Origin of the sequence: Clostridium weizhouense, assembly GCF_019431045.1 — a bacterium.
GTDB classification, from domain to species: Bacteria; Bacillota; Clostridia; order Clostridiales; family Clostridiaceae; genus Clostridium; species Clostridium weizhouense.
The window spans coordinates 105,928-126,246 of sequence record NZ_JAHXPT010000002.1 but is presented as its reverse complement, the minus strand read 5'-3'; the positions used below and the strand labels follow the sequence as shown (position 1 = coordinate 126,246).

Here is a 20,319-nt window from a genome sequence, read left to right as displayed (position 1 = left end):
TTTATTTGTATAATTTAAAATTTTTATTTAGAAATAGTATTTTAATATAGATATTATTAAAAATAATTTTAATCTCCAATAATTTATAAAATAAAAAGTATACATAATTGTTGTAATAAACTTTATAATTATATTAATGAGTACTTTGATAAAAATGGTAATGAGAGAATTTATGAAAAGGGGAGGATAAGATTTGAATTTTAATTATATTGACTTGGATACTTGGGAACGTAAGGAACATTTTTATTATTATATAGATCTTGTTAAATGTAATTATAATATAACTGTTAATATAGAAATCACTAGACTTTTAGAAGAAATAAAAAAGAGGAATTTAAGGTTTTATCCTACATTTATATTTATAGTTACTAAAGCAATAAATAAAAACAAAGAATTTAGAATGAGTTTTGATGAAGATAATAAATTAGGGTATTGGGATTATATTAATCCATCATATACTATATTTCATGATGATGATAAGACGTTCTCAGATATATGGACAGAATATAATGAGAATTTTTTTATATTTTATAAGCTAGTCATTAATGATTTAGAAAAATACAAGGATATAAAAGGAATAAAAGCAAAACCTAATACTCCTAAAAATTTTTGCCCAATATCTTCAATTCCGTGGACGAGTTTTACAGGTTATGGTAATGATACTTATAGTGAATCAAAAATGCTCTTTCCGTGTATTTTATTTGGAAAATATTTTAGAGAAAATGACAATATATTAATACCATTTTCAATATTTGTAAATCATGCTGTTGCTGATGGATATCATACTTGTAAACTTATAAATGATATTCAAGAAATAGCATTTTCTATTGAAGAATGGATGAAGTAAATTTTAAGAGAAGCCATTTATGGCTTCTCTTATTTCGTATTTTATTAAAAATATTTCTTATTTTACTAATCAAAAATCTTTAAAAAGGTAAAATGTGAGCTTTATACTACAATATAAATCTCTTTTTAAAATTTTATTTTAGTATTTCAGGATCAAGCATACTTAAAACTAATCTATCCATTCCAGTTTCAAGAATATAACCACCATCTACCCTCATTATATCTCCAGTAATAAAACTTGCTCTTGGACTACAATAGAATGCTGTAGCATATGCAATATCTTCAGGTTCACCAATTCTTGCAACTGGAGTTTCACTTATAACTTTATTTTTAGCGACTTCTAAAACTTGGGAGCTCATTTCTGTATTAATAGAACCGGGCTGAATTAAATTAACAGTAATGCCATAACGTCCTAATTCTTTAGCTAAAGTTTGTCCCATAGCTACTAAGCTTTCTTTAGCTAAACAATAATGTGCATTTCCAGTAACCCCATGATAAGCACCAAGAGAAGACATTAATACAATTCGTCCATATTTTTTTTCTTTCATTTTTTCACCACATGCTTGTATACAATGTATAGTACCATAAATATGTGTCTTTATAATAGAATCTATATCTTCAATAGGCATTTTAGTAAGATAATTTAATGGTGTGGAGTTACCAGCATTACATACTAATATATCTATTTGTCCATGTTTTTCATAGATTTCAGAAATAGCAGTATCTACAGAGTTTTTATCAGATACATCTACTTTATAGATTTCAGAATATCCTCCTTTATCTATGATAATCTTTCTTATCTCTTCATTTTTTTCTTGACTTCTTGCTAATATCATTACTTTAGCGCCTCTTTGTGCTAATTCTAAACTTATAGCTTTTCCTATTCCAGCATTTCCACCAGTAACGATAGCAATTTGATTAAGTAGTTCCTTTTCCATTTTCATCCTCTTCCATATTTTATTTTTATCCAATAAGTATTTTATAAAACATTTTTATTAATAAAAGTTAAATAAAAGTTTGGATAATACTTTCTAAATATTAGATTCATTTAAAATATATAATATTTAGAAATATTCATATATGGTATATTATTCTAAAAATGTGGTGGAATTCCTTTTAAATTTATAAAATTTATTTTATATTGGGAAAAATATGTTTTTATGTCTTTTTATAAGTATTAATAAGATTAAATTTAAATATATCACAATATCAATAAAGTTTTAAAATATAGATTTAGGTTTAAATGTAACAACAGAAGATTCAAAAGCAAGCCAATATGTAAAAGTAATTAATAGTAGTCAGTAGAAAATTCTAATGATATCTTAGACAATGTTAATGAAACAATATAAGGAATGTCTCAAATATTACAATCAGTTGAAAAACAATCTTATCTTGCAAATATATTAAAGAAAATGATATTTAAATTAGAAAATTAATTTAAAATATAGTTTTTATTTGTTAAGATCATAAATTAATATGCTTGAAATATGCATACATTTAAGATAAAATTTAAATAATAAGATTACTATTTGCTTTATAGCCATATATTTTTCGTTTTTTGGTTTCAAAACGAAGAATATATGGCTTTATTTTTTTTTTGAAAGGGGGAGATAAAAGTTAATTATAGTTAATAACTTAGAAAATTATATTTAGGGTTGAAGAGAGGGGTTCTATTATGAAATTTTTAAAAAGTTCTTTATTTGTATTTTTAGGAGCATGTTGTTATGGAATTTTGTCTACATTGGTAAAATTAGCATACAATGATGGATTTGTTTTCAAAGATGTTGTTATGAGTCAATTCTTGTTTGGATGGTTATCTATACTTGTTATAATGATTATTTTTTCAAGAAGAAAAATTAGACTAAAACAATTTATATCTCTTACTTTAATTGGTATAACAACTTGCTTAACAACTATTTTTTATTATTTAGCACTTGAAAGTATACAAGCTTCTTTTGCAGTTGTATTATTATTTCAATTTACATGGATTGGTGTTCTTATTGAATCAATAGTGGAAAGAAAATTACCTTCAAAATTAAAAGTAATTTCTGTTATTACATTATTTATTGGTACTATGTTAGCTAGCGGGATAATCAATAGTGGAAACGTAGAGTGGAGTTTAAATGGAATAATATTTGGACTTTTAGCAGCACTTTCATATTCATTATTTGTATTTTTTAGTGGAAGAGTTGAAACTCAAATACCTTCTATTAATAGAAGTTTTTGTATAACAACAGGAGCATTATTAGTTGCATTTACACTTTGCCCAGACTATTTTGCTAATGGATGTTTATCAGAAGGTATATGGAAATATGGAATAGTACTTGGAATTTTTGGAGCAGTGCTACCAGTATTATTTTTTGCAATAGGAACTCCTAATTTAAGTACAGGCGTATCAACTATTCTTGGTGCAGGAGAGTTACCTGTGGCAATTATTGTTTCAATTATTGTTTTAAAAGAAAAAGTTTCTTTAATACAATGGATAGGTGTTTTAATAATTTTAATTGGACTCATATTACCACAATTATCAACTTTAAATAAAAAAGATAATGTAAAATTACATAATAATCAATTTAATTTAGGATAATATAGATAATTTATAGTATATATTAAAAATAAAAGTGTATTACTATTTTATAAGTATATAAAATTTTAACTATTAAGAAATACTAAATTTAATCGAAATATTAATATATAATAAATATTAATATATAATAAATATTAATATACAATAAATATAATAAATATTATATATTAAATTAGATATAAATGTTAAAATAAAATAGTTTTAATTTATATAAAATATAAAAGGAGTGTAAGCACACATGAAGAAAGTGAATATTTTAATAGTGGATGATTCACCATTTCAAATAGCTTTACTTAAAGATGCTTTAACAGAAAATGGTTTTAATGTTGTAGGAGAAGCACAATCTTTAGAAGAAGTTATTGAAGAAGTTAAGAGAGTAAAGCCAGATCTAGTAACTATGGATATGACTATACCAGGAACTGATGGATTTGAATGTACAAGAGAGATACATAAAATCGATAAAAATATTAAAGTTATAGTAGTTAGTGCTATGATGGATGATGAACTTATAAAAAAAGCTAAAAAAACTAATATATCAGGATATATTCAAAAACCAGTAGATCCAGAAGAATTAACTTTATTAATAAATAGAGTTATGGGAGATGAGGAATTATATTTAGAATTAGAAAATTTATATCCTAAGGTTTTTAAAGAATCTATTATAGATTTATTTAATAAGCTTACTAAAACAGTTCCAGAAGTTATAGAGGAAAGCGATACAGATATTGAAATTCATAGTGAAGGAATTGCTATAGTAATGGGCATAATAGGAAAATATTCTGGAAGAATGATTTTTGATATGTCATTTTCGACAGCAGAAAATCTTGTGAAAGTTTTATTAAGAAGAGATCCTAAAAATAATGAGGAATTACTTAATGTAGTAGCTGAAATGGCAAATATGTTTGGTGGAAATGCATGTTCAATGATAAATAAGAGAAATAAAATTTTTGGATTGAGAGTGGCACCACCAACTACATTTCATGGAGAATCTATAAATATATCAAAGGCAGAAATAGAAAATAATTATTCTGCAAATGTAGAAACTCAATTTGGAAATTTATCAATAAATGTAGGATTTAAAAGAGGTGAAAGTGAATGGATATCAATCATATAAATCCCGTTTTAGACGCATTTTTAAATGTAATGCCTCAATTAGGTTTAGGAGAAGTTAAAAAGAAAGATGTTACATTAAGAGGAAGATTTATAGAAAGTCCCGGAGTTGTAGTTATTATTGGGCTTCTTGGAGATATTAAAGGAAATATTATATATGGAATGAAAGAAGAGGATGCAAAGAAAATTGCATCAGCTATGATGATGGGAATGAATGTTGAAAACTTTGATGAATTAGCACAAAGTGCAATTTCAGAACTTGTTAACATGTTAACAGCTAATGCTTCAACTAATTTCTCAAAAGATAATATAACTGTAGATATATCTACGCCAACTCTTATTTATGGAAAATTTACAGCAAACTCAAGTTCAGATAAAGTTATTTGTATATCTATGGAAGTAAATGGAGCAATTATAGAAGTTAATATTTCTTTGGAAAAAAATACAATTTAATTTTTATGATCTGTTTTAAATGATGTAAATATTATAAAAGAAGATAATTTTATTGAGCTTTAGATTGTATTTTATTTAAAGCTCAATAATTTTTTGAGTTTATAGTATATATGTAAGTTAATATTTATATTAACTTAATTTAAAATACATATTTAGTTGATTGAAAAGTTATTTTATGGTAAAATATTAAATAATATAAAGAGTTTTCTAGGGTTCCGCAGTTAAACTGGCAGGTCCAAGAGAAAACGCACAAGTAATTGTGTACACGGAAGGATAAAAGCCTGGGAGATGTTTTAATAATATTTCTCAACAGGCTTTTTGTTTTTTTCTTATTTTTAAATTAGTCAGAGAAATATTATTGAGTTAATTAAGTCATAATATACTAATTTAAGGAGTGAAAATTATGGAATGGGTTTATTTGGTAGTAGCTGGATTTCTTGAGGTAGGATGGGCAATTGGATTAAAATATTCACAAGGATTTACTAGGTTAATTCCTAGTATGCTAACTTTACTAGGTATGGTTGGAAGTTTTTATTTTCTATCATTATCTTTAAAAAATCTTTCGATAGGTTCTGCATATGCAATTTGGACAGGAATAGGAACAGTTGGAACTGTAATCTTAGGAATTATTTTATTTAAAGAACCTCTTAATTGTGTGCGTATAATGTGCATTTTATTAATAATTAGTGGAATTATTGGATTGAAAGTAAATTAATATAATATTAATTTACTTTTGTAGAGATTAAATAGAAAATTATATTAATAAAGAACAATTTAAAATATAAATTAGATAAAAATACTGTGATTTTTTACAAATTGCAGTATTTTCTATTTTATGAATCTTTATATGTGTTGACAAAGTTTATTTATATACATATAATAGTTTGCATAGAAACTTTATGGTTCTTATGCGAACTATTATATATGAATTTATAGGAGGTGATATTTTGAAGAGTTTAGTAAAATATATACCTAAAGTAGAAAAGAAAACTTTATTATTAATAGCGGGAATGGTTTGGGGATTTGCAGGATTTAAAGTATTAAATTTAGGAATACAAGATGTATCAATTAATAATGGTAAATTTATTTCTAATTTGATATTTGCTGGTTTAGTATTTTATATATTTTTTAAATTTATATTTAGTAAAATATATAATAAACACACTAGAAGAATTGTAAATAGTCAGTTAGAAAAACAGTGTATATTTTCATTTTTTGATGTTAAAAGCTATTGTATAATGGGCGTTATGATATTTTTAGGAAAAACAATAAGAAATTTAGAAATATTTAATCCTATATATGTAGGGAATTTTTATATAGGATTAGGTTTTGCATTATTTGTAGCAGGAGTACTTTTTATTATGAGTTCATTAAAATTTGAACTTACAAAATTAAAATATAATAATTAAAAATAAGAGGTAAGATAATATGAAACATGATTCTTTTGAAATAGCTATGCTTATAAAAGAAATATATGCAAGTACAATGAGTGTAGTTAGTAATAGTTTAAGAAATAGTGGATTAACCAATCAGCAAATTATGATTATTAAATTAATCGCACATAATAAGAAAGTAAATATATCTCAATTATGCGAAGAGATGTCTTTGGCAAAGGGAACAGTATCAGGAATAGTTGCAAGATTAGAAAATGCTGGTTATGTTAAAAAAATTAAATATGAAAATGATAAAAGAAATACATATGTTACATTTTCAGATAAGGGATTAGAATTTGCAAAAGAGTTTAGGAATCAAATTAATCAAAGTTTTGATAAAGTGTTTGAAAATTTTACTGAAGAAGAAGTAAATGAAGTACGAACTAGCTTACTAAAGTTAAAGAATAAAATTAAGGAGAAAAAATAACTATGGATTTAAAATTAATTATTGCCATTATTATAATAACGTTAGCATTAATATTATATACAGTAGGTGTATTTGGAGAAAGAAAATCAAAGAGTCTTAAGAAAAGCCATGTTATAATATTTTGGTTAGGATTAGTATGTGATACAATGGGGACATTTACAATGAAACAAATAGCTAATTCAAGAATTGAAACTTTAAATTCTGTTAATCAAACTCTTCATGGAATAACTGGAGTTTTAGCAATATTATTAATGTTATTTCATGTATTATGGGCAACATGGGTTCTATATAAAAATGATGAAAAGAAAAAAGCTATATTTCATAAATTTAGTATAATTGTATGGGTTATATGGTTAGTACCATATATTATCGGAATGTTTATAGGAATGGCTTAATTTAAGTAAATAGTAGCTTTCCATTCGTGAGATGGAGCTACTATTTTTTTATGATTTTAGAATTTATAATAATTTATTAGTTAGTTTAATAAAACTTATAAAGTTAATTGAAGTTGTTTGTGGAATTTAGGAATTAATTACAAAATTTTCTTGACAATTAAGGGTTACGGTTGTAGACTTTGATTAAGGGTTACAATTGTAGCTTTAAATGAATATAAGAAGGTGTATTATGGAAGTGTATTCAATCAGTGAATCAGAATGGAAGATAATGAATGTTCTATGGGAACAACCTGATTTGGAATTAAGTGATATAGTAGAAAAATTAAAGGATAATGAATGGAGTTATTCTACTATTAAGACTTTATTAAAAAGATTAGTTGATAAGGGGGTTGTCATAGCAGATAAAACCTCAGGAAGAAACTTTAAGTATAAAGCATCAGTTGAAGAACATGAGTGTAAGATAAAAGAAGCTAAGAGTTTTCTTGCAAAGGTATTTGATAGTTCTCTTTCAATGTTTGTTTTAACTCTTGTAAAGGAAAGTAATTTATCAAAAAAAGATGAAGATGAGTTAATGAAGATTATCAATAAAATGGAAGAAGGTGACTAATGTGAACCTTCTACTGAATATGACAATTCTTACTACTATTATTACAGTTGGTATTTTAATTATTAAGTCCATATTTAAAAATAAAATGTCAGCTTTTTTTCATTATTATATTTGGATAATTCTTCTAGTTAGAGTAGTATTAATACCAGTTATCTCAGAAGATAAACTTAAAATGTTTAATTTTAATAATAAGAATAATTATACATCACAAATATCAGAGGGTAAAAATATAAATTTTCAAGATATAGGTTCAACAGAAACTCTTAATGTGAATGAAGGGAAAGTAGAACCGTCTATTATCCAATATAAAATGCAAGAGGAAATTAAAAATAATTTGATTATAGTGTGGTTACTTGGAGGGGGAATATTATTATCATATTATTTATGTGCATATATTCATTTTAGTATGAAAGTAAATAAAATACCTGAGTGCGATGATAAAGAAATAATAACAATTTTAAATGAATGTAAAGAACTTGTAGGAACAAAAAGAAATGTATCACTTAAAATAGGTGATGTTTCATCTATGACTAAAGGTGTTTTTTCACCAGTTATTTTAATTAATAGTGTGTATGATAAAAATGAACTCAAACAGGTTTTAATACATGAATTAAATCATGTAAAGCATAATGATACTACTATTAACCTTTTAGCTTTAATATTTTTATGTGTTAATTGGTATAATCCAATTATTTGGATAAGCTTTTTTACTTTTCAAAAAGACACTGAAATGTTATGTGATGAAAAAGTAATCAAGCTTACTAATAGAAAAAAAGAATATGCTATTTTGCTTATGAAAGGAGTATCAAAAAATAATAGATCTTTAATATCAACAATTTCAATTAATAGAGGAAAAAAAGAAATTAAAAGGAGGATTTCATTCATGGCTAATTTTAAAAAACCTACAGCTATTTATAAGGTGGTAATGTCATTAGCAGTTGCATCAATTTGCATTGCTTCTTTTATAACACCAAAAGTTAATGCAGCTTCAGTTTCTCATGATTCTAATTATACAAATGAAGTGAATTTATTAGACGAAAATAAACAATTAATTGATGAATTTAGTAATTCAATTTCATATGATAAAGATGCTAAAGTATTGAAACTTACAGTACCAAAAACAATTCCAGATGGATATAAGTGGCTTATTCATGCTTCGGGACATGAATTAATAGATAATGTTCCAGTAGTATTTCATGCATTTGAAGATGAAAGCTATAATTTTACATGGGCAGGTGGGCAGACTTATACTCATGAATTTAAAGAAAATGAAATGTCATCATGTACCATTCGTATAGGACTTATAGATAAAGATGGTGAAAATGATATTAAAAATAATGTTATTGTAACCATTAATAATGAGGGTTTAGTTAGGAAAACTCCAGAGGAAATTGATAATGCTATTGATAAACTCTTAGGAACAATAAAGTATAATATGGAGAAAAATGATTTAAGTTTTACAATACCGGAAACAATACCTGATAATTTAAAATGGTTTATTAATGTTAATGGACATGAATTTGTTGAGGGAGATAAAAAAAATAATTTGCCTGTATTTCATGCATTTGAGGATGAAAGCTCTAATTGTACATGGGTAAAAGGAAAAACCTATACTCATAATTTTAAAGAAAATGAAATGGTATCATGTAATATAACTATAGGTCTTATAGCAGAAAATTCAAACGATATTCAAAATAAATTTACTGCAGTGGTTGATGGCGATGGGAATATAACTAAAATAATTTATGATTATCCAGAAAATAAATAAGAATTCTTGTCTATAGTTCCTAAATAGTTAATAGTGTAATAATAAATTATTATTTAAGGTAAAATTTATTTTAGTCTTAATTAATCATAGAATATAAATATTCACTTAAATTATAGTAAATAAGAAAATACTATATCAAATTAATAAAAATGTTTTTGAGATAGTATTTTCTTATTTTTTAGAAAGTTATAATAAAGTTAAAGTAATAAATAATTTATATAAAAATATAGTTTATCAAGGGATTATAAAGTCTTATTTTTATATCCATTTCCCCATTTGATCATGGCATTTAGTACTGACTCTAAACTATAACCTGTATCAGTCAGAGTATATTCTACTTTGGGAGGTACTTGAGCATATACCTTTCTAGTTAATAATCCGCTTTCTTCCATAGCTCTTAAATTTGATGTTAAAACTTTTTGAGTTATATTTCCAATAGATTTTTTTAATTCACCAAATCTTTTTGTACCTGTCATTAAATCTCTTATAATTAAAACTTTCCAACGGTCACCTATAAGTTGTAATGTTATTTCAACAGGACAATCAGGCAATTCTTTTGACATATAAATCTCACAACCTTTCTAATAGTATCCCAAATGATACTATAGCACTTTAAAGTGCTTACTATACAATTGATATGAATGGATTTATTATAATGTTATAGTAAAAAGATTGCAAGAAGCAATTATAGGAGGTTATTTAACATGAATGAAGTAATAGAATTTTTAAGAGAAAATCCAATACAATATTTCTCAACAATAGGATTGGATGGTAGACCTAAAGTACGTCCTTTTCAATTTATGCTTGAAGAAGATAAAAAGATGTATTTTTGTACAAGTAATAAAAAAGAAGTATTTTCAGAAATTCAAAAAAATCCATATGTAGAAATATGCTCAACAAGTTCTAGTTTTGCTTGGATGAGGTTGAAAGGTAAAGTTGTATTTTCAAAGGATATAGAAGTTAAGAAAAAAATAATAGAGTCTAGTGATTTAGTTAAATCAATTTATAAGGATGCAGAGAATCCTATATTTGAAATATTTTATCTTGAAGAATGGAAGGCTGTAAAAGCAGATTTTTCTGGGAATTCACCAAAGGAATATAATATATAAGTTGGAACAAAGTTTGTTTATTCATATAAATTTTAAAATATTTATAAAGGATAAGATTCACAAATATAGTGAAGAACTTATATGAAAAATTTATGATATACATGGCTTTAACTAAATACTTTTAATTAAATATATAATTGTCTATAAAAATTATATAAAAGATTATAGCTGTGTTTTAAGTGAATGTTGATATTGTAGTATAACGCTCATGGACAGGGAATTTTACTTTAAGAACTCTAAAATAAAGCTTAGTCCAATTAATGCATGCTCCCAATCAAAGATTGCTGACAAGCAATTAATTGTACAAATCTTTATTAAGAGTTCTAAAAAGCAAATTCCAATGCCAGTTCGCTATTATACTACAATATCAACACTGTTTTAAAACATAGCCAAGATTATAAATCCATTAACTTAATTAGAACATATATATTAAAATAGGAAATAAGTTGATACATTAATATACCGTAGTATTCACAAAAGAATATATTCTAAATATAGAGTTTATATTTATAGAATATATTTTATAGAAGTGAATTTACGGTATTTTTTTGTTCTTTAGAAAAGTTATACAGAAAATCAAATATAAAAGGTACTTATCAAAATGTGTAATTTATAAATTTGTGTAATAAAGTCACATAAATTTATAAAAAAGTAATATAAAATAAAGTCATAGAAAGTTAAATCATAATATATTAAAAATAGGATATATAAAACTAACAATATGGAAAAGATTAATATAAAGACATATTTTAATTAGAGTAATGCTTATTTTAAATTAAAATGTATATTGAGATATTAATTAATATTTTGATAATTTAGGAGGAATTTAATATGTTTGGAATTTTTAAAAAAGAAGATACAAAAGTTATAAATGTAAATAATATAGACAATTTAATAGGGAAAATAGATTTAATTGATATTAGAGAAGAATATGAATATAGAAATGGAAGTATAAAAACTGCAAAAAATATTCCAATGGGAGTGTTATTAAATGAACCTAGTAAATATTTAAAGAAAAATAAAGAATATTACATAATGTGTCAATCAGGAGGAAGAAGTGCAAGAGCTTGTAGTAATCTTGTAAAACAAGGATTTGATGTTATAAATGTTTCAGGTGGAGTTGGTTCATATTTAGGAACAAACAAAATTAAATAGTTTTGAGAAAGTCTTTAAGAGTTTTAACTAAAACATTTAATTATCATATTAACATTTTCAACTAAAAAAGAATTGATTAACTATTTTGTTATAGCACAGAAAAAAATTAGTTTAAGAATATTAAATTTAGTTAAGTATTTTATAATTTTATTAGGAGGATACGTATTTATGAAGAAGAAAATATTAATAGTGGGTGGAGTTGCAGGAGGAGCATCAGCAGCGGCTAAACTTAGAAGAAATAGTGAAGAAGATGAAATAATAATGTTTGAAAAAGGGCCACACGTATCTTTTTCAAATTGTGCTCTTCCATATCATTTAAGTGGGAAAATAGATGAAGCAGATAAATTAGTATTAATGAGTCCAGAAAAATTTTTAACTCAATATAAAATTGAAGCAAGAGTTAATAATGAAGTTATTTTAATAGATAGAGAAAATAAGTATATAGATGTTAAAGATTTAGTAACAGGAGAAATTTATAAAGAAAAATATGATAAGCTTATTTTATCACCAGGGGCGAAACCTATTTTGCCTAATATTCCAGGAATTGAAGATGTTAATGTATTTACAATAAGAAATGTTGTAGATATAGATAAATTAAATAGATTTATTAAAGCTATAGATAGTAAAGATATAGCTGTTATTGGTGGGGGATACATAGGCGTTGAAGCAGCTGAAAACTTAAGAGAAGCAGGATATAATGTATCATTAATAGAAGCAACTAATCAAATATTAAAACCATTTGATTATGATATGGTTCAAATTTTTCATAAAGAGTTTTATGATAATGGAATAAATTTAATAGTTGGAGATAAGGTTGAAAAATTTGAAAAAGATAAGGTTATTTTATCATCAGGGAAAAAGATAAATGCTAATGTTGTAGTTATGGCAATAGGTGTAACTCCTGAAATAAACTTAGCAAAAGAATCAGGATTAGAAATTGGGGAAACTGGAGCTATAAAAGTTGATAAAAACTATAAGACAAATGATGATGATATATATGCAGTAGGTGATGCAATAGAAGTTTATAATGAACTTACTCATTCTATGACTAAGTTATCTCTAGCTGGACCAGCACAAAAAGCAGCAAGAACAGTAGCTGATAAGATAAATAATAAACCTACATTAAATAAAGGGTATATAGGATCATCTGCAATAAAAGTATTTGATTATAATGGAGCATCAACTGGTTTAAATGAATCTTTAATAAAGGCTAATAATATGAAAATTAATTATGATATTGTAAGAGTGATACTTAATGATAAAGTTGGGATTATGCCAGGTTCTTCACCAATGCATTTTAAATTATTGTATGAAGTTCCAACAGGAAAAATTTTAGGTGCTCAAGCTATTGGTAAAGGGGATGCCACAAAGAGAATAGATGTAATTGCAACCGCTATAAAATTTGGTGCAACTGTAGATGATTTAAAAGATTTAGAGTTATGTTATGCACCACCATTTTCAACAGCAAAAGATGTTGTTAATTATGCAGGTTATGTTGGATCTAACCTTTTAAATGGAGATTTTAAACAAGTAAATATAGATAAGGTAAGAGAACTTGTAGAAAATAATTCTTATATAGTTGATGTTAGAGAAAGAGGAGAATATGCAAATGGACATATTAAAGGTGCTAAAAATGTACCTTTAAGTGAACTAAGAGAAAGAATAAATGAAATTCCAAAAGATAAGCCAGTATATCTTCATTGCAGAACAGGACAAAGAAGTTATAATGCTACTTTAGCACTTCAAAATTTGGGATTTAATAATGTACGTAATATAACAGGAAGTTTTTTAGGAATATCATTATATGAATACTTTAATGATAAAACTATGAATAGAGAAAGTATAGTTACAGAATATAATTTTAGATAAATATAGAAGTTTTAATAAAGTTTATTGATTAATATAAATATTTTACCTTAATTAGAACATATATATTTATAAAAAATCCCGCATTTTTATAAAGAAATTGTGGGATTTTTTATAAACACTTATTATGTAATATTTTAACTTAGATGTATATAAGTAGTTTATTACAAGGAGAGTGAATTAGAGTGTTATTAAAAGTTATAAATAAGACGGAGTTTAAAAATATAGTAGAAATACCAATAAATTAAGATATAGATGAAGATTATGAAAAATAATCTTTAATAGAGATGAATTTTTATATAAACATTGTTTAAAAGAAGAACTAAAAAATTAGTTTTTTGTTAAATAAGTGTGTTAATATTTAATATAAATAACACGTTTATTAACTATATACTTTGGGATATAATATAAGCAAAGTTAATAGATTTATATTGAATTTTACTAATATTTAAGATTTAAATAAGGTTGCTATATAAGTTCCAATAAATTTTGTTTATTAATATAAACCTTAGAATATTATAAATGTCATGATTAATTGGTTTAGTAAGTAATTTATATAGAAAAATTTATGATATATATGCTTTTAACTAGATATTATTAATTAAATATATAATTTTTTATAAAAATTGTATAGAAGATTATAAATGTAATAAATTAATTAGAACATATATAATGTGATAATTAATTCTAAAAGAGGTGATTATTTTGGATACAGATGGCTTTATAAATGGATTAAAAAAAATTAATAATGTAATATGTGTATGTAAATTTGGAAGCTATGGAAGTGAGTATTGGATTGAAGGTAGAAGTGATATAGATTTAGCTGTTATTGTAAAATCAGGTGTAACAATTATGGATACATTAGACATTGAAGAAGATATTATTGAATTAGCTAAAGAATACTATGATTATGATAATATACATTTAACATTTATTTTATTTAATGATTTTGGAAGTAAATTTGCAAGAATTGCAGTTGATAGTGAAGAACAGTATATTGTAGATTATAATAATTGGTATGATTTTCAACATTATGTTTTAAAATTTATTAGAAACAATTTAAAAATTGAAAAAATATTGAAAATAGATGAACAATATAGGTATTTTGGAGGTGTTATAGATGAGTCCCTATTATGAATATAAAAAGGAAAAATTCTTAGAAAAATATAAAAATGCATATGATAATTTAGAAGATTTAAAAGAAGCTATAGATGAATATAAAAAAACTAATAGCAGAATTATAAAAAGAGCTATGTTCGCGTTTTTTCAGGATTTTTCTGAATATATAGTTGATATGTGTGAAAGTTATATTGTTATAAATAATGGAAGATTAAATAGTTCAACTACATCATTAAAATTAATTGAACAAGCTTTTGAAATGGGTTTTTTTGATGATAAACTTAAAAATTATTTATCTATAGCAGTAAAGCTTAGAAATAGATATACGCATGACTACTATGTAAGAGAAACTAGTGAAAAACAAATAGAAGAATTTTGTTTTAAAGAACTTGCTTATTTAAATATATTTTTGGAAGAAAGTAAGGATAAAGTTATATTAAAATATAAGGAATATGAAAGAAAATAAATTAAAATATTCTAAAAGATGCAACATTTCCCCAGTTTGAATTGTGTTATAAGTGAAGGAGGAAACAATAAAGCAGAAAAGATTAAAGTGAATATATATAATTTAAATTAGGGAGATGATTTTAATGAAAGTAATAAAAAGAATTTTAGGGAGTATGTTGGCGTTAACAATAATTATGGGAGTACCTCAATATGTATCAGCTAATGAAATGATAACATCAAATAGAGAAATTATTCAAATGCCAAAGTTTGTACAAGTATGGGGAAATGTTAAAGAAAAAGATGAAAATAGAATCCATATTAAAAATTCAAGTAATGTAAATAATGATATTATATTAAATATATCAGAAGAAACTAAAATAATTGATGCAGTTAGTGGACTACCAGTTAATATTAAAGATATAACAGGTAATGAAACTATTTACGCTTATATTAGTCCAGTAATGACATTAAGTTTACCACCTATGACTAATGCTAAAGTGATTATGGTAAATATACCTCAAGATTATGCAGTTCCTAGATATATAGAAGTTGAATCTGTAAATAAGAATGAGGATGGAAGTGTAACAGTTACAAGCGAAGATGGATATCTACAAGCTACCTTAGATAAAGATACTAATATATTTCCTTATTTAACAAAGAATATTGTAACTATTGATAATATAAGACCAGGTTCAACTTTAGTTTTATGGGATAGAATAGAACAAGGCGGCATACAAACAATGCAACTTCCGGAAAGAGTTAAAATAGATAAATGTTTACTTATGCCTTATGAATATAGTGGATTAATCAAAGCTTCAACTAATAAGTTAAATATAAATGGAGATGATATTAATTTAAATTCAAATGAAACTCCATTCATGCAAGAAGATAAGTTAATGCTTCCTTTAAAAGTAGTTGCAGAAAAACTTGGATATAATGTTAGTATAAATCAAAATACAGATGTGGTTACAATTACAAAAGAAGGGGCAAAACCTTATACTGTGACTATTAATAATGATATGGTAAATATAGAAGATACTAATTATTATTTAAGTAGTAAAACTATATTAAAAGATGGGACTATTTTTGTAAGTTCAGATTTATTCAATTTGGCTCAAAATGCAAAAGTTATAGTAGAATAGAATTTATATAATAATCAATTAGAGGTATTAGTAAGTTTTTTATTAGTACCTTTTATTATGCACTAAAATATAAAAACTGTTTTAAAATATAGACTATATAAAAAATGCAAAAAGAAAAGTAAAAATTTAAACTATAGTGAATATGTTAAATAATAAATTTTATAAAAAATTAGTATGTAACCATATTTATAGTTACATGATCAGAGTATCTTTCTATAAATATCAGTAATTTTTGACAAATAAACATCCTTAGTATATAATAATGTTTATTAATTTGTAATTAATATGAAATAACAATTGTAGTTAGTGAAATAATTATGTGATAATTATTTATAAGAAACATTTATCATATAATAGTCTACAAAGTACCAATAATGTTAGTAAAGAATATATTTTTATATAAAAAATAACAATATATTAGTAATATAATATATAAATGTGATTAAGTCACTTAAATAATATAAAAATATAAGTATAATTAAAAAGTAAGAAACACAAATTAAAATATATATTAAAATATGAATTGGAGGATTAATTATGGCTAAAATTATAAATAGTAATGAATTCATTGAACAAGTAGAAAATAATAAAGGTGTTGTAGTAGTAGATTTTTTTGCAACTTGGTGTGCTCCTTGTAAGATGTTAGCACCAATATTTGAAGAAGTAGGTAGTGAATTTGATGAAAAAGCTAAATTTTTCAAGTTAGATGTGGATCAAAGTGGGGATATAGCTCAAAAGTATGGAGTTTTTTCGATACCAACTATAATCATATTTAAGGATGGAAAATCTGTAGAAAACTTAGCTGGTTTTATGCCAAAAGAAAGTATAATAAATAAAATAGAGGCACATTTATAATAATGTTTGAAGGATTAGTATCTTCAAGTAATATAAGTTTTTTTCTAGTTTTTTTAGAAGGAATACTTTCATTTTTATCACCATGTGTTTTACCATTAATACCTATATATATAGGATATTTAGCTGGAAATTCAAAGCAAGAAAATAATGATGGGACAATTGTGTATAAAAGAGAAAAAGTTTTATTACATACAATATTTTTTGTTTTAGGAATTTCAACTGCATTTTTTATATTAGGATTGTCTTTTACTGCTATAGGAACATTTTTTAATAACAATAGAGTTATATTTAGTAAAATTGGTGGAGTAATAATAATTCTTTTAGGATTATTCCAAATTGGGATTTTTAAATTTAAATTTTTGCAAAGAGAGCATAAAATCAATTTAAATTTAAGTGGAAAGAAAGTAAACCCATTAATGGCTTATTTAATGGGTTTTACATTTAGTTTTGCATGGACACCTTGTGTTGGACCAGCATTATCATCAGTTTTAATTCTTGCTTCAAGTGCTCAAAGTACGATTATAGGAAATATATTAGTTTTAATATATTCTTTAGGTTTTGTAATACCATTTTTAATTCTTGGAATATTTACAACTCAAGCTTTGAATTTTATAAATAAAAATAAAAAGATAATGAAGTATACAATAAAAGCTGGTGGTTTTGTAATGATAATTATAGGGATTATGACTTTTACAGGGTGGTTAAATAATATTACAGGATATTTAAACAGAGTATCAGAATCAGGAAATAATGTAGTATCTTCGCAAAATAAAGATACTATAGAAGAAGAATATCAATCAGAACAAGAAAAAAATATAAATGATAATTCTAGTAATAATAGTTCAAATAATAAGGAACTTATGGAAGCTATAGATTTTACATTAACAGATCAATATGGAAATACTCATAAGTTATCAGATTATAAAGGGAAAACAGTATTTTTAAATTTTTGGGCAACATGGTGTCCGCCATGTCGTATGGAAATGCCCCATATAGAAGAATTATATAAAGAATCTAATTATAATAAAGATGATATTATAATTATAGGAGTATCACAACCAGGAGGTAATGAACAGGATAAAAATGGAATTAAAAATTTCTTAAATGAACAAAAGTTTACATTCCCAGTCGTTTTTGATGAGAGTGGGGAAATATTCAATGCTTATCATATAAATTCATTGCCTACAACATTTATGATAAATAAAGAAGGTAAAATTTATGGGTATGTAAGTGGTGCTTTAAGTAAAGAACAAATGAAAAGTATTATAGATCAAACACAACAAAATAACTAGAAAAATCGATATTTAGGCACATGAAAATAAATAACAAGTCCAAAGTTGCAATGGATTTGTTATTTTTTTGATTGTGCCTTAAACAACTATTAGTGTATATGGAACCACTCAAGTATAAAAGCTTAGGTGGTTTTTTATTTAAAAAAATTATAAAAATTACGCTATGTTTTAAGTGAATGTTGATATTATAGCATAAAGCTCATGGACAGAATTGAAATAGGAAACTCTACTCATGTACATTCGTGGAGTAAGTTCGAAGAACCAAATATAAAATTTGGATTCTCACTTAAGAACTCTAAAATAAAGCTTAGTCCAATTAATGCATGCTCCCAATCAAAGATTGATGACAAGCAATTAATTGTAAGACTAAAAGGAAACTCGACTCATGTACATTCGCTGAGTAAGTTCGAGTAGCAAAATATAAAAATTTGACTCTTACTTAAGAGTTCTAAAAAGCAAATTCCAATGCCAGTTCGCCCTTATACTATAATATCAACACTGTTTTAAAACATAGCGAAAAATTAAAATTTGTATATAACTTATATAAAAATGTGATTCATAAAGAGAGTAGATAACTTAAGGAATAAAAAATAATCATATGTTCACAATTAGTCCTGTACTAGGTTTGGAAATGAGTGAAGTTATAAAAAGTTTCATGTGATTAAGTCACATAAATATATAACAGATTAATTTATAATAAACACATGGGAACGAAGAAATAATTAATGAATAGAAGTAAATTAAAAAAATAGTATTTCAGATTACTAAAATTTATATAAGATTAAATATAAATTTTAATAGTTAAAAACATTTAATATAAAATAGATTTTTAGGAGGAAATAGAATATGGAAAATCTCTATAAAAATAGAATTAGTTACATTGCTAAATGCTTTTTGTGAGTAAGAAAGTTACAGATAAATATAAATTTATTTAATAAAATAAAGAAGATAACTAATAAGAATAGATAAAGAAATAGATAATTTAAGATAATGTGTGAATTGGAGGATTTTTAATGAACAAGTTTTTAAAAGTATGGAAAAAGTATTCATTTATATTATTAATAGCTTTTATATTATTAGGTTTAATTGATTTAAGATTTGCATTAGCTGCTGTTATATGTATGATTGCACCAGTAATTGTTTCAATTTTCAAAGGGAGATTTTGGTGTGGAAATTTATGTCCAAGAGGAAATTTTTATGATAATATAGTTTCTAAATTTAGTAATAAAAGAAAAGTACCTAAATTTTTAAAATCTTATTATTTTAGAGCTATAGTACTTGTTATTATGATGTCTATGTTTGGTATTGGAATTAAACAAAACTTAGGAAACTTATATGGTATTGGTATGGTATTTTATAGAATGATTGTTGTAACAACTATAATTGGTATAGTATTATCTTTAGTTTATAATCATAGAACGTGGTGTCATTTTTGTCCTATGGGAACTATAGCATCAGTTATATCAAAGTTTAGAAAAAATAAAAAAGTGCTACAAGTAGCATCTTCATGTGTATCTTGTAAAGTATGTGAAAAGCACTGTTCGTTAGGAATAGTTCCTTATGAATATAAAGGTGATATATTAAATCATCCTGATTGTATACAATGTGGTAAATGTGCAATAGCATGTCCTAAAAAAGCAATCGGATATGATAAAATTACTTTAAAATAAGTCTATGTTTTAGTGAATGTTTACATTGTAGTATAAAG

22 protein-coding genes and 1 riboswitch are annotated in these 20,319 nt (G+C 24.5%); of the genes, 20 read left to right on the top strand and 2 right to left on the bottom strand.

The annotated features are described in order from the left end of the window. Nucleotides 1-193: 193 nt before the first annotated feature. On the top strand, nucleotides 194-847 hold the full coding sequence (locus KYD98_RS03255; protein ID WP_219778154.1) for a CatA-like O-acetyltransferase: 654 nt from the start codon (nucleotides 194-196) through the stop codon (nucleotides 845-847). 133 nt (nucleotides 848-980) lie between these two features. Here KYD98_RS03255 and KYD98_RS03250 read toward each other — a convergent pair whose 3' ends face one another. Next, entirely contained in the window at nucleotides 981-1,784 is an 804-nt protein-coding gene (locus KYD98_RS03250; protein ID WP_219778153.1) for an SDR family NAD(P)-dependent oxidoreductase, read from the bottom strand. A gap of 737 nt (nucleotides 1,785-2,521) precedes the next feature. On the opposite strand from KYD98_RS03250, the gene KYD98_RS03245 reads away from it, so the two are divergent. The 9 genes from KYD98_RS03245 (at nucleotide 2,522) to KYD98_RS03205 (ending at nucleotide 9,626) form a co-directional block, all read left to right on the top strand. Continuing rightward, nucleotides 2,522-3,433, top strand: a complete 912-nt coding sequence (locus KYD98_RS03245) for an EamA family transporter (protein WP_219778152.1) — start codon at nucleotides 2,522-2,524, stop codon at nucleotides 3,431-3,433. 238 nt (nucleotides 3,434-3,671) lie between these two features. Beyond that, nucleotides 3,672-4,547, top strand: coding sequence for a response regulator (locus KYD98_RS03240; protein ID WP_219778151.1), 876 nt, complete (start codon nucleotides 3,672-3,674; stop codon nucleotides 4,545-4,547). Then, nucleotides 4,529-4,996 (top strand): chemotaxis protein CheX, encoded by a 468-nt coding sequence (locus KYD98_RS03235; protein WP_219778150.1) that lies wholly within the window; start codon nucleotides 4,529-4,531, stop codon nucleotides 4,994-4,996. The genes KYD98_RS03240 and KYD98_RS03235 overlap by 19 nt, the downstream gene beginning before the upstream one ends. Before the next feature lie 196 nt (nucleotides 4,997-5,192). Then, nucleotides 5,193-5,286, top strand: a riboswitch (guanidine-I (ykkC/yxkD leader). Nucleotides 5,287-5,399: 113 nt separating this feature from the next. After that, nucleotides 5,400-5,711 (top strand): DMT family transporter, encoded by a 312-nt coding sequence (locus KYD98_RS03230; protein WP_219778149.1) that lies wholly within the window; start codon nucleotides 5,400-5,402, stop codon nucleotides 5,709-5,711. A gap of 232 nt (nucleotides 5,712-5,943) precedes the next feature. Continuing rightward, nucleotides 5,944-6,405 (top strand): hypothetical protein, encoded by a 462-nt coding sequence (locus KYD98_RS03225; RefSeq protein WP_219778148.1) that lies wholly within the window; start codon nucleotides 5,944-5,946, stop codon nucleotides 6,403-6,405. Between the two features lie 19 nt (nucleotides 6,406-6,424). Beyond that, nucleotides 6,425-6,856 carry a MarR family winged helix-turn-helix transcriptional regulator gene (locus tag KYD98_RS03220; RefSeq protein WP_219778147.1) on the top strand — a complete coding sequence of 144 codons (432 nt, stop codon included), beginning with the start codon at nucleotides 6,425-6,427 and terminating at the stop codon, nucleotides 6,854-6,856. A gap of 2 nt (nucleotides 6,857-6,858) precedes the next feature. Beyond that, on the top strand, nucleotides 6,859-7,251 hold the full coding sequence (locus KYD98_RS03215) for an HsmA family protein (RefSeq protein ID WP_219778146.1): 393 nt from the start codon (nucleotides 6,859-6,861) through the stop codon (nucleotides 7,249-7,251). A 229-nt stretch (nucleotides 7,252-7,480) separates the two neighbouring features. Then, nucleotides 7,481-7,858, top strand: a complete 378-nt coding sequence (locus KYD98_RS03210; RefSeq protein WP_219778145.1) for a BlaI/MecI/CopY family transcriptional regulator — start codon at nucleotides 7,481-7,483, stop codon at nucleotides 7,856-7,858. Nucleotide 7,859: 1 nt separating this feature from the next. Next, nucleotides 7,860-9,626: a M56 family metallopeptidase gene (locus KYD98_RS03205; RefSeq protein ID WP_219778144.1), complete on the top strand. Its 1,767-nt coding sequence runs from the start codon at nucleotides 7,860-7,862 to the stop codon at nucleotides 9,624-9,626. A 242-nt stretch (nucleotides 9,627-9,868) separates the two neighbouring features. Here KYD98_RS03205 and KYD98_RS03200 read toward each other — a convergent pair whose 3' ends face one another. Further along, a complete protein-coding gene (locus tag KYD98_RS03200; RefSeq protein WP_219778143.1) occupies nucleotides 9,869-10,189 on the bottom strand; it encodes a winged helix-turn-helix transcriptional regulator in 321 nt (106 codons plus the stop codon). A gap of 141 nt (nucleotides 10,190-10,330) precedes the next feature. Here KYD98_RS03200 and KYD98_RS03195 point away from each other — a divergent pair, with 141 nt between their 5' ends. From KYD98_RS03195 to KYD98_RS03150, 10 genes are all read left to right on the top strand, one after another. Next, nucleotides 10,331-10,735, top strand: a complete 405-nt coding sequence (locus tag KYD98_RS03195; protein WP_219778142.1) for a pyridoxamine 5'-phosphate oxidase family protein — start codon at nucleotides 10,331-10,333, stop codon at nucleotides 10,733-10,735. Between the two features lie 831 nt (nucleotides 10,736-11,566). After that, nucleotides 11,567-11,890 (top strand): rhodanese-like domain-containing protein, encoded by a 324-nt coding sequence (locus KYD98_RS03190; RefSeq protein ID WP_219778141.1) that lies wholly within the window; start codon nucleotides 11,567-11,569, stop codon nucleotides 11,888-11,890. A 168-nt stretch (nucleotides 11,891-12,058) separates the two neighbouring features. Next, a complete protein-coding gene (locus tag KYD98_RS03185; protein ID WP_219778140.1) occupies nucleotides 12,059-13,759 on the top strand; it encodes an FAD-dependent oxidoreductase in 1,701 nt (566 codons plus the stop codon). Between the two features lie 702 nt (nucleotides 13,760-14,461). Beyond that, nucleotides 14,462-14,893 carry a nucleotidyltransferase domain-containing protein gene (locus tag KYD98_RS03180; protein ID WP_219778139.1) on the top strand — a complete coding sequence of 144 codons (432 nt, stop codon included), beginning with the start codon at nucleotides 14,462-14,464 and terminating at the stop codon, nucleotides 14,891-14,893. Next, a complete protein-coding gene (locus KYD98_RS03175) occupies nucleotides 14,877-15,341 on the top strand; it encodes a HepT-like ribonuclease domain-containing protein (RefSeq protein ID WP_219778138.1) in 465 nt (154 codons plus the stop codon). The genes KYD98_RS03180 and KYD98_RS03175 overlap by 17 nt, the downstream gene beginning before the upstream one ends. Nucleotides 15,342-15,465: 124 nt before the next feature. Next, nucleotides 15,466-16,464: a stalk domain-containing protein gene (locus tag KYD98_RS03170; protein ID WP_219778137.1), complete on the top strand. Its 999-nt coding sequence runs from the start codon at nucleotides 15,466-15,468 to the stop codon at nucleotides 16,462-16,464. Nucleotides 16,465-17,001: 537 nt separating this feature from the next. Further along, a complete protein-coding gene (gene trxA / locus KYD98_RS03165; protein ID WP_219778136.1) occupies nucleotides 17,002-17,319 on the top strand; it encodes a thioredoxin in 318 nt (105 codons plus the stop codon). A 2-nt stretch (nucleotides 17,320-17,321) separates the two neighbouring features. Then, nucleotides 17,322-18,611, top strand: coding sequence for a cytochrome c biogenesis protein/redoxin (locus tag KYD98_RS03160; RefSeq protein ID WP_219778135.1), 1,290 nt, complete (start codon nucleotides 17,322-17,324; stop codon nucleotides 18,609-18,611). Between the two features lie 201 nt (nucleotides 18,612-18,812). Continuing rightward, nucleotides 18,813-19,025: a hypothetical protein gene (locus KYD98_RS03155; RefSeq protein WP_219778134.1), complete on the top strand. Its 213-nt coding sequence runs from the start codon at nucleotides 18,813-18,815 to the stop codon at nucleotides 19,023-19,025. Between the two features lie 599 nt (nucleotides 19,026-19,624). Further along, on the top strand, nucleotides 19,625-20,281 hold the full coding sequence (locus KYD98_RS03150) for a 4Fe-4S binding protein (RefSeq protein ID WP_219778133.1): 657 nt from the start codon (nucleotides 19,625-19,627) through the stop codon (nucleotides 20,279-20,281). Nucleotides 20,282-20,319: the final 38 nt, after the last annotated feature.

What these genes read in the sequence shown, in the direction of transcription:
- KYD98_RS03230 (WP_219778149.1), top strand. Translation starts at nt 5,400, where the DNA reads ATGGAATGGGTTTATTTGGTAGTAGCTGGATTTCTTGAGGTAGGATGG.
- KYD98_RS03155 (WP_219778134.1), top strand. Translation starts at nt 18,813, where the DNA reads ATGGACAGAATTGAAATAGGAAACTCTACTCATGTACATTCGTGGAGT.
- KYD98_RS03150 (WP_219778133.1), top strand. Translation starts at nt 19,625, where the DNA reads ATGAACAAGTTTTTAAAAGTATGGAAAAAGTATTCATTTATATTATTA.
- KYD98_RS03220 (WP_219778147.1), top strand. Translation starts at nt 6,425, where the DNA reads ATGAAACATGATTCTTTTGAAATAGCTATGCTTATAAAAGAAATATAT.
- KYD98_RS03175 (WP_219778138.1), top strand. Translation starts at nt 14,877, where the DNA reads ATGAGTCCCTATTATGAATATAAAAAGGAAAAATTCTTAGAAAAATAT.
- KYD98_RS03235 (WP_219778150.1), top strand. Translation starts at nt 4,529, where the DNA reads ATGGATATCAATCATATAAATCCCGTTTTAGACGCATTTTTAAATGTA.
- KYD98_RS03170 (WP_219778137.1), top strand. Translation starts at nt 15,466, where the DNA reads ATGAAAGTAATAAAAAGAATTTTAGGGAGTATGTTGGCGTTAACAATA.
- KYD98_RS03210 (WP_219778145.1), top strand. Translation starts at nt 7,481, where the DNA reads ATGGAAGTGTATTCAATCAGTGAATCAGAATGGAAGATAATGAATGTT.
- KYD98_RS03200 (WP_219778143.1), bottom strand. Translation starts at nt 10,189, where the DNA reads ATGTCAAAAGAATTGCCTGATTGTCCTGTTGAAATAACATTACAACTT.
- KYD98_RS03160 (WP_219778135.1), top strand. Translation starts at nt 17,322, where the DNA reads ATGTTTGAAGGATTAGTATCTTCAAGTAATATAAGTTTTTTTCTAGTT.
- KYD98_RS03190 (WP_219778141.1), top strand. Translation starts at nt 11,567, where the DNA reads ATGTTTGGAATTTTTAAAAAAGAAGATACAAAAGTTATAAATGTAAAT.
- KYD98_RS03215 (WP_219778146.1), top strand. Translation starts at nt 6,859, where the DNA reads ATGGATTTAAAATTAATTATTGCCATTATTATAATAACGTTAGCATTA.
- KYD98_RS03185 (WP_219778140.1), top strand. Translation starts at nt 12,059, where the DNA reads ATGAAGAAGAAAATATTAATAGTGGGTGGAGTTGCAGGAGGAGCATCA.
- KYD98_RS03250 (WP_219778153.1), bottom strand. Translation starts at nt 1,784, where the DNA reads ATGGAAAAGGAACTACTTAATCAAATTGCTATCGTTACTGGTGGAAAT.
- trxA (WP_219778136.1), top strand. Translation starts at nt 17,002, where the DNA reads ATGGCTAAAATTATAAATAGTAATGAATTCATTGAACAAGTAGAAAAT.
- KYD98_RS03245 (WP_219778152.1), top strand. Translation starts at nt 2,522, where the DNA reads ATGAAATTTTTAAAAAGTTCTTTATTTGTATTTTTAGGAGCATGTTGT.
- KYD98_RS03195 (WP_219778142.1), top strand. Translation starts at nt 10,331, where the DNA reads ATGAATGAAGTAATAGAATTTTTAAGAGAAAATCCAATACAATATTTC.
- KYD98_RS03240 (WP_219778151.1), top strand. Translation starts at nt 3,672, where the DNA reads ATGAAGAAAGTGAATATTTTAATAGTGGATGATTCACCATTTCAAATA.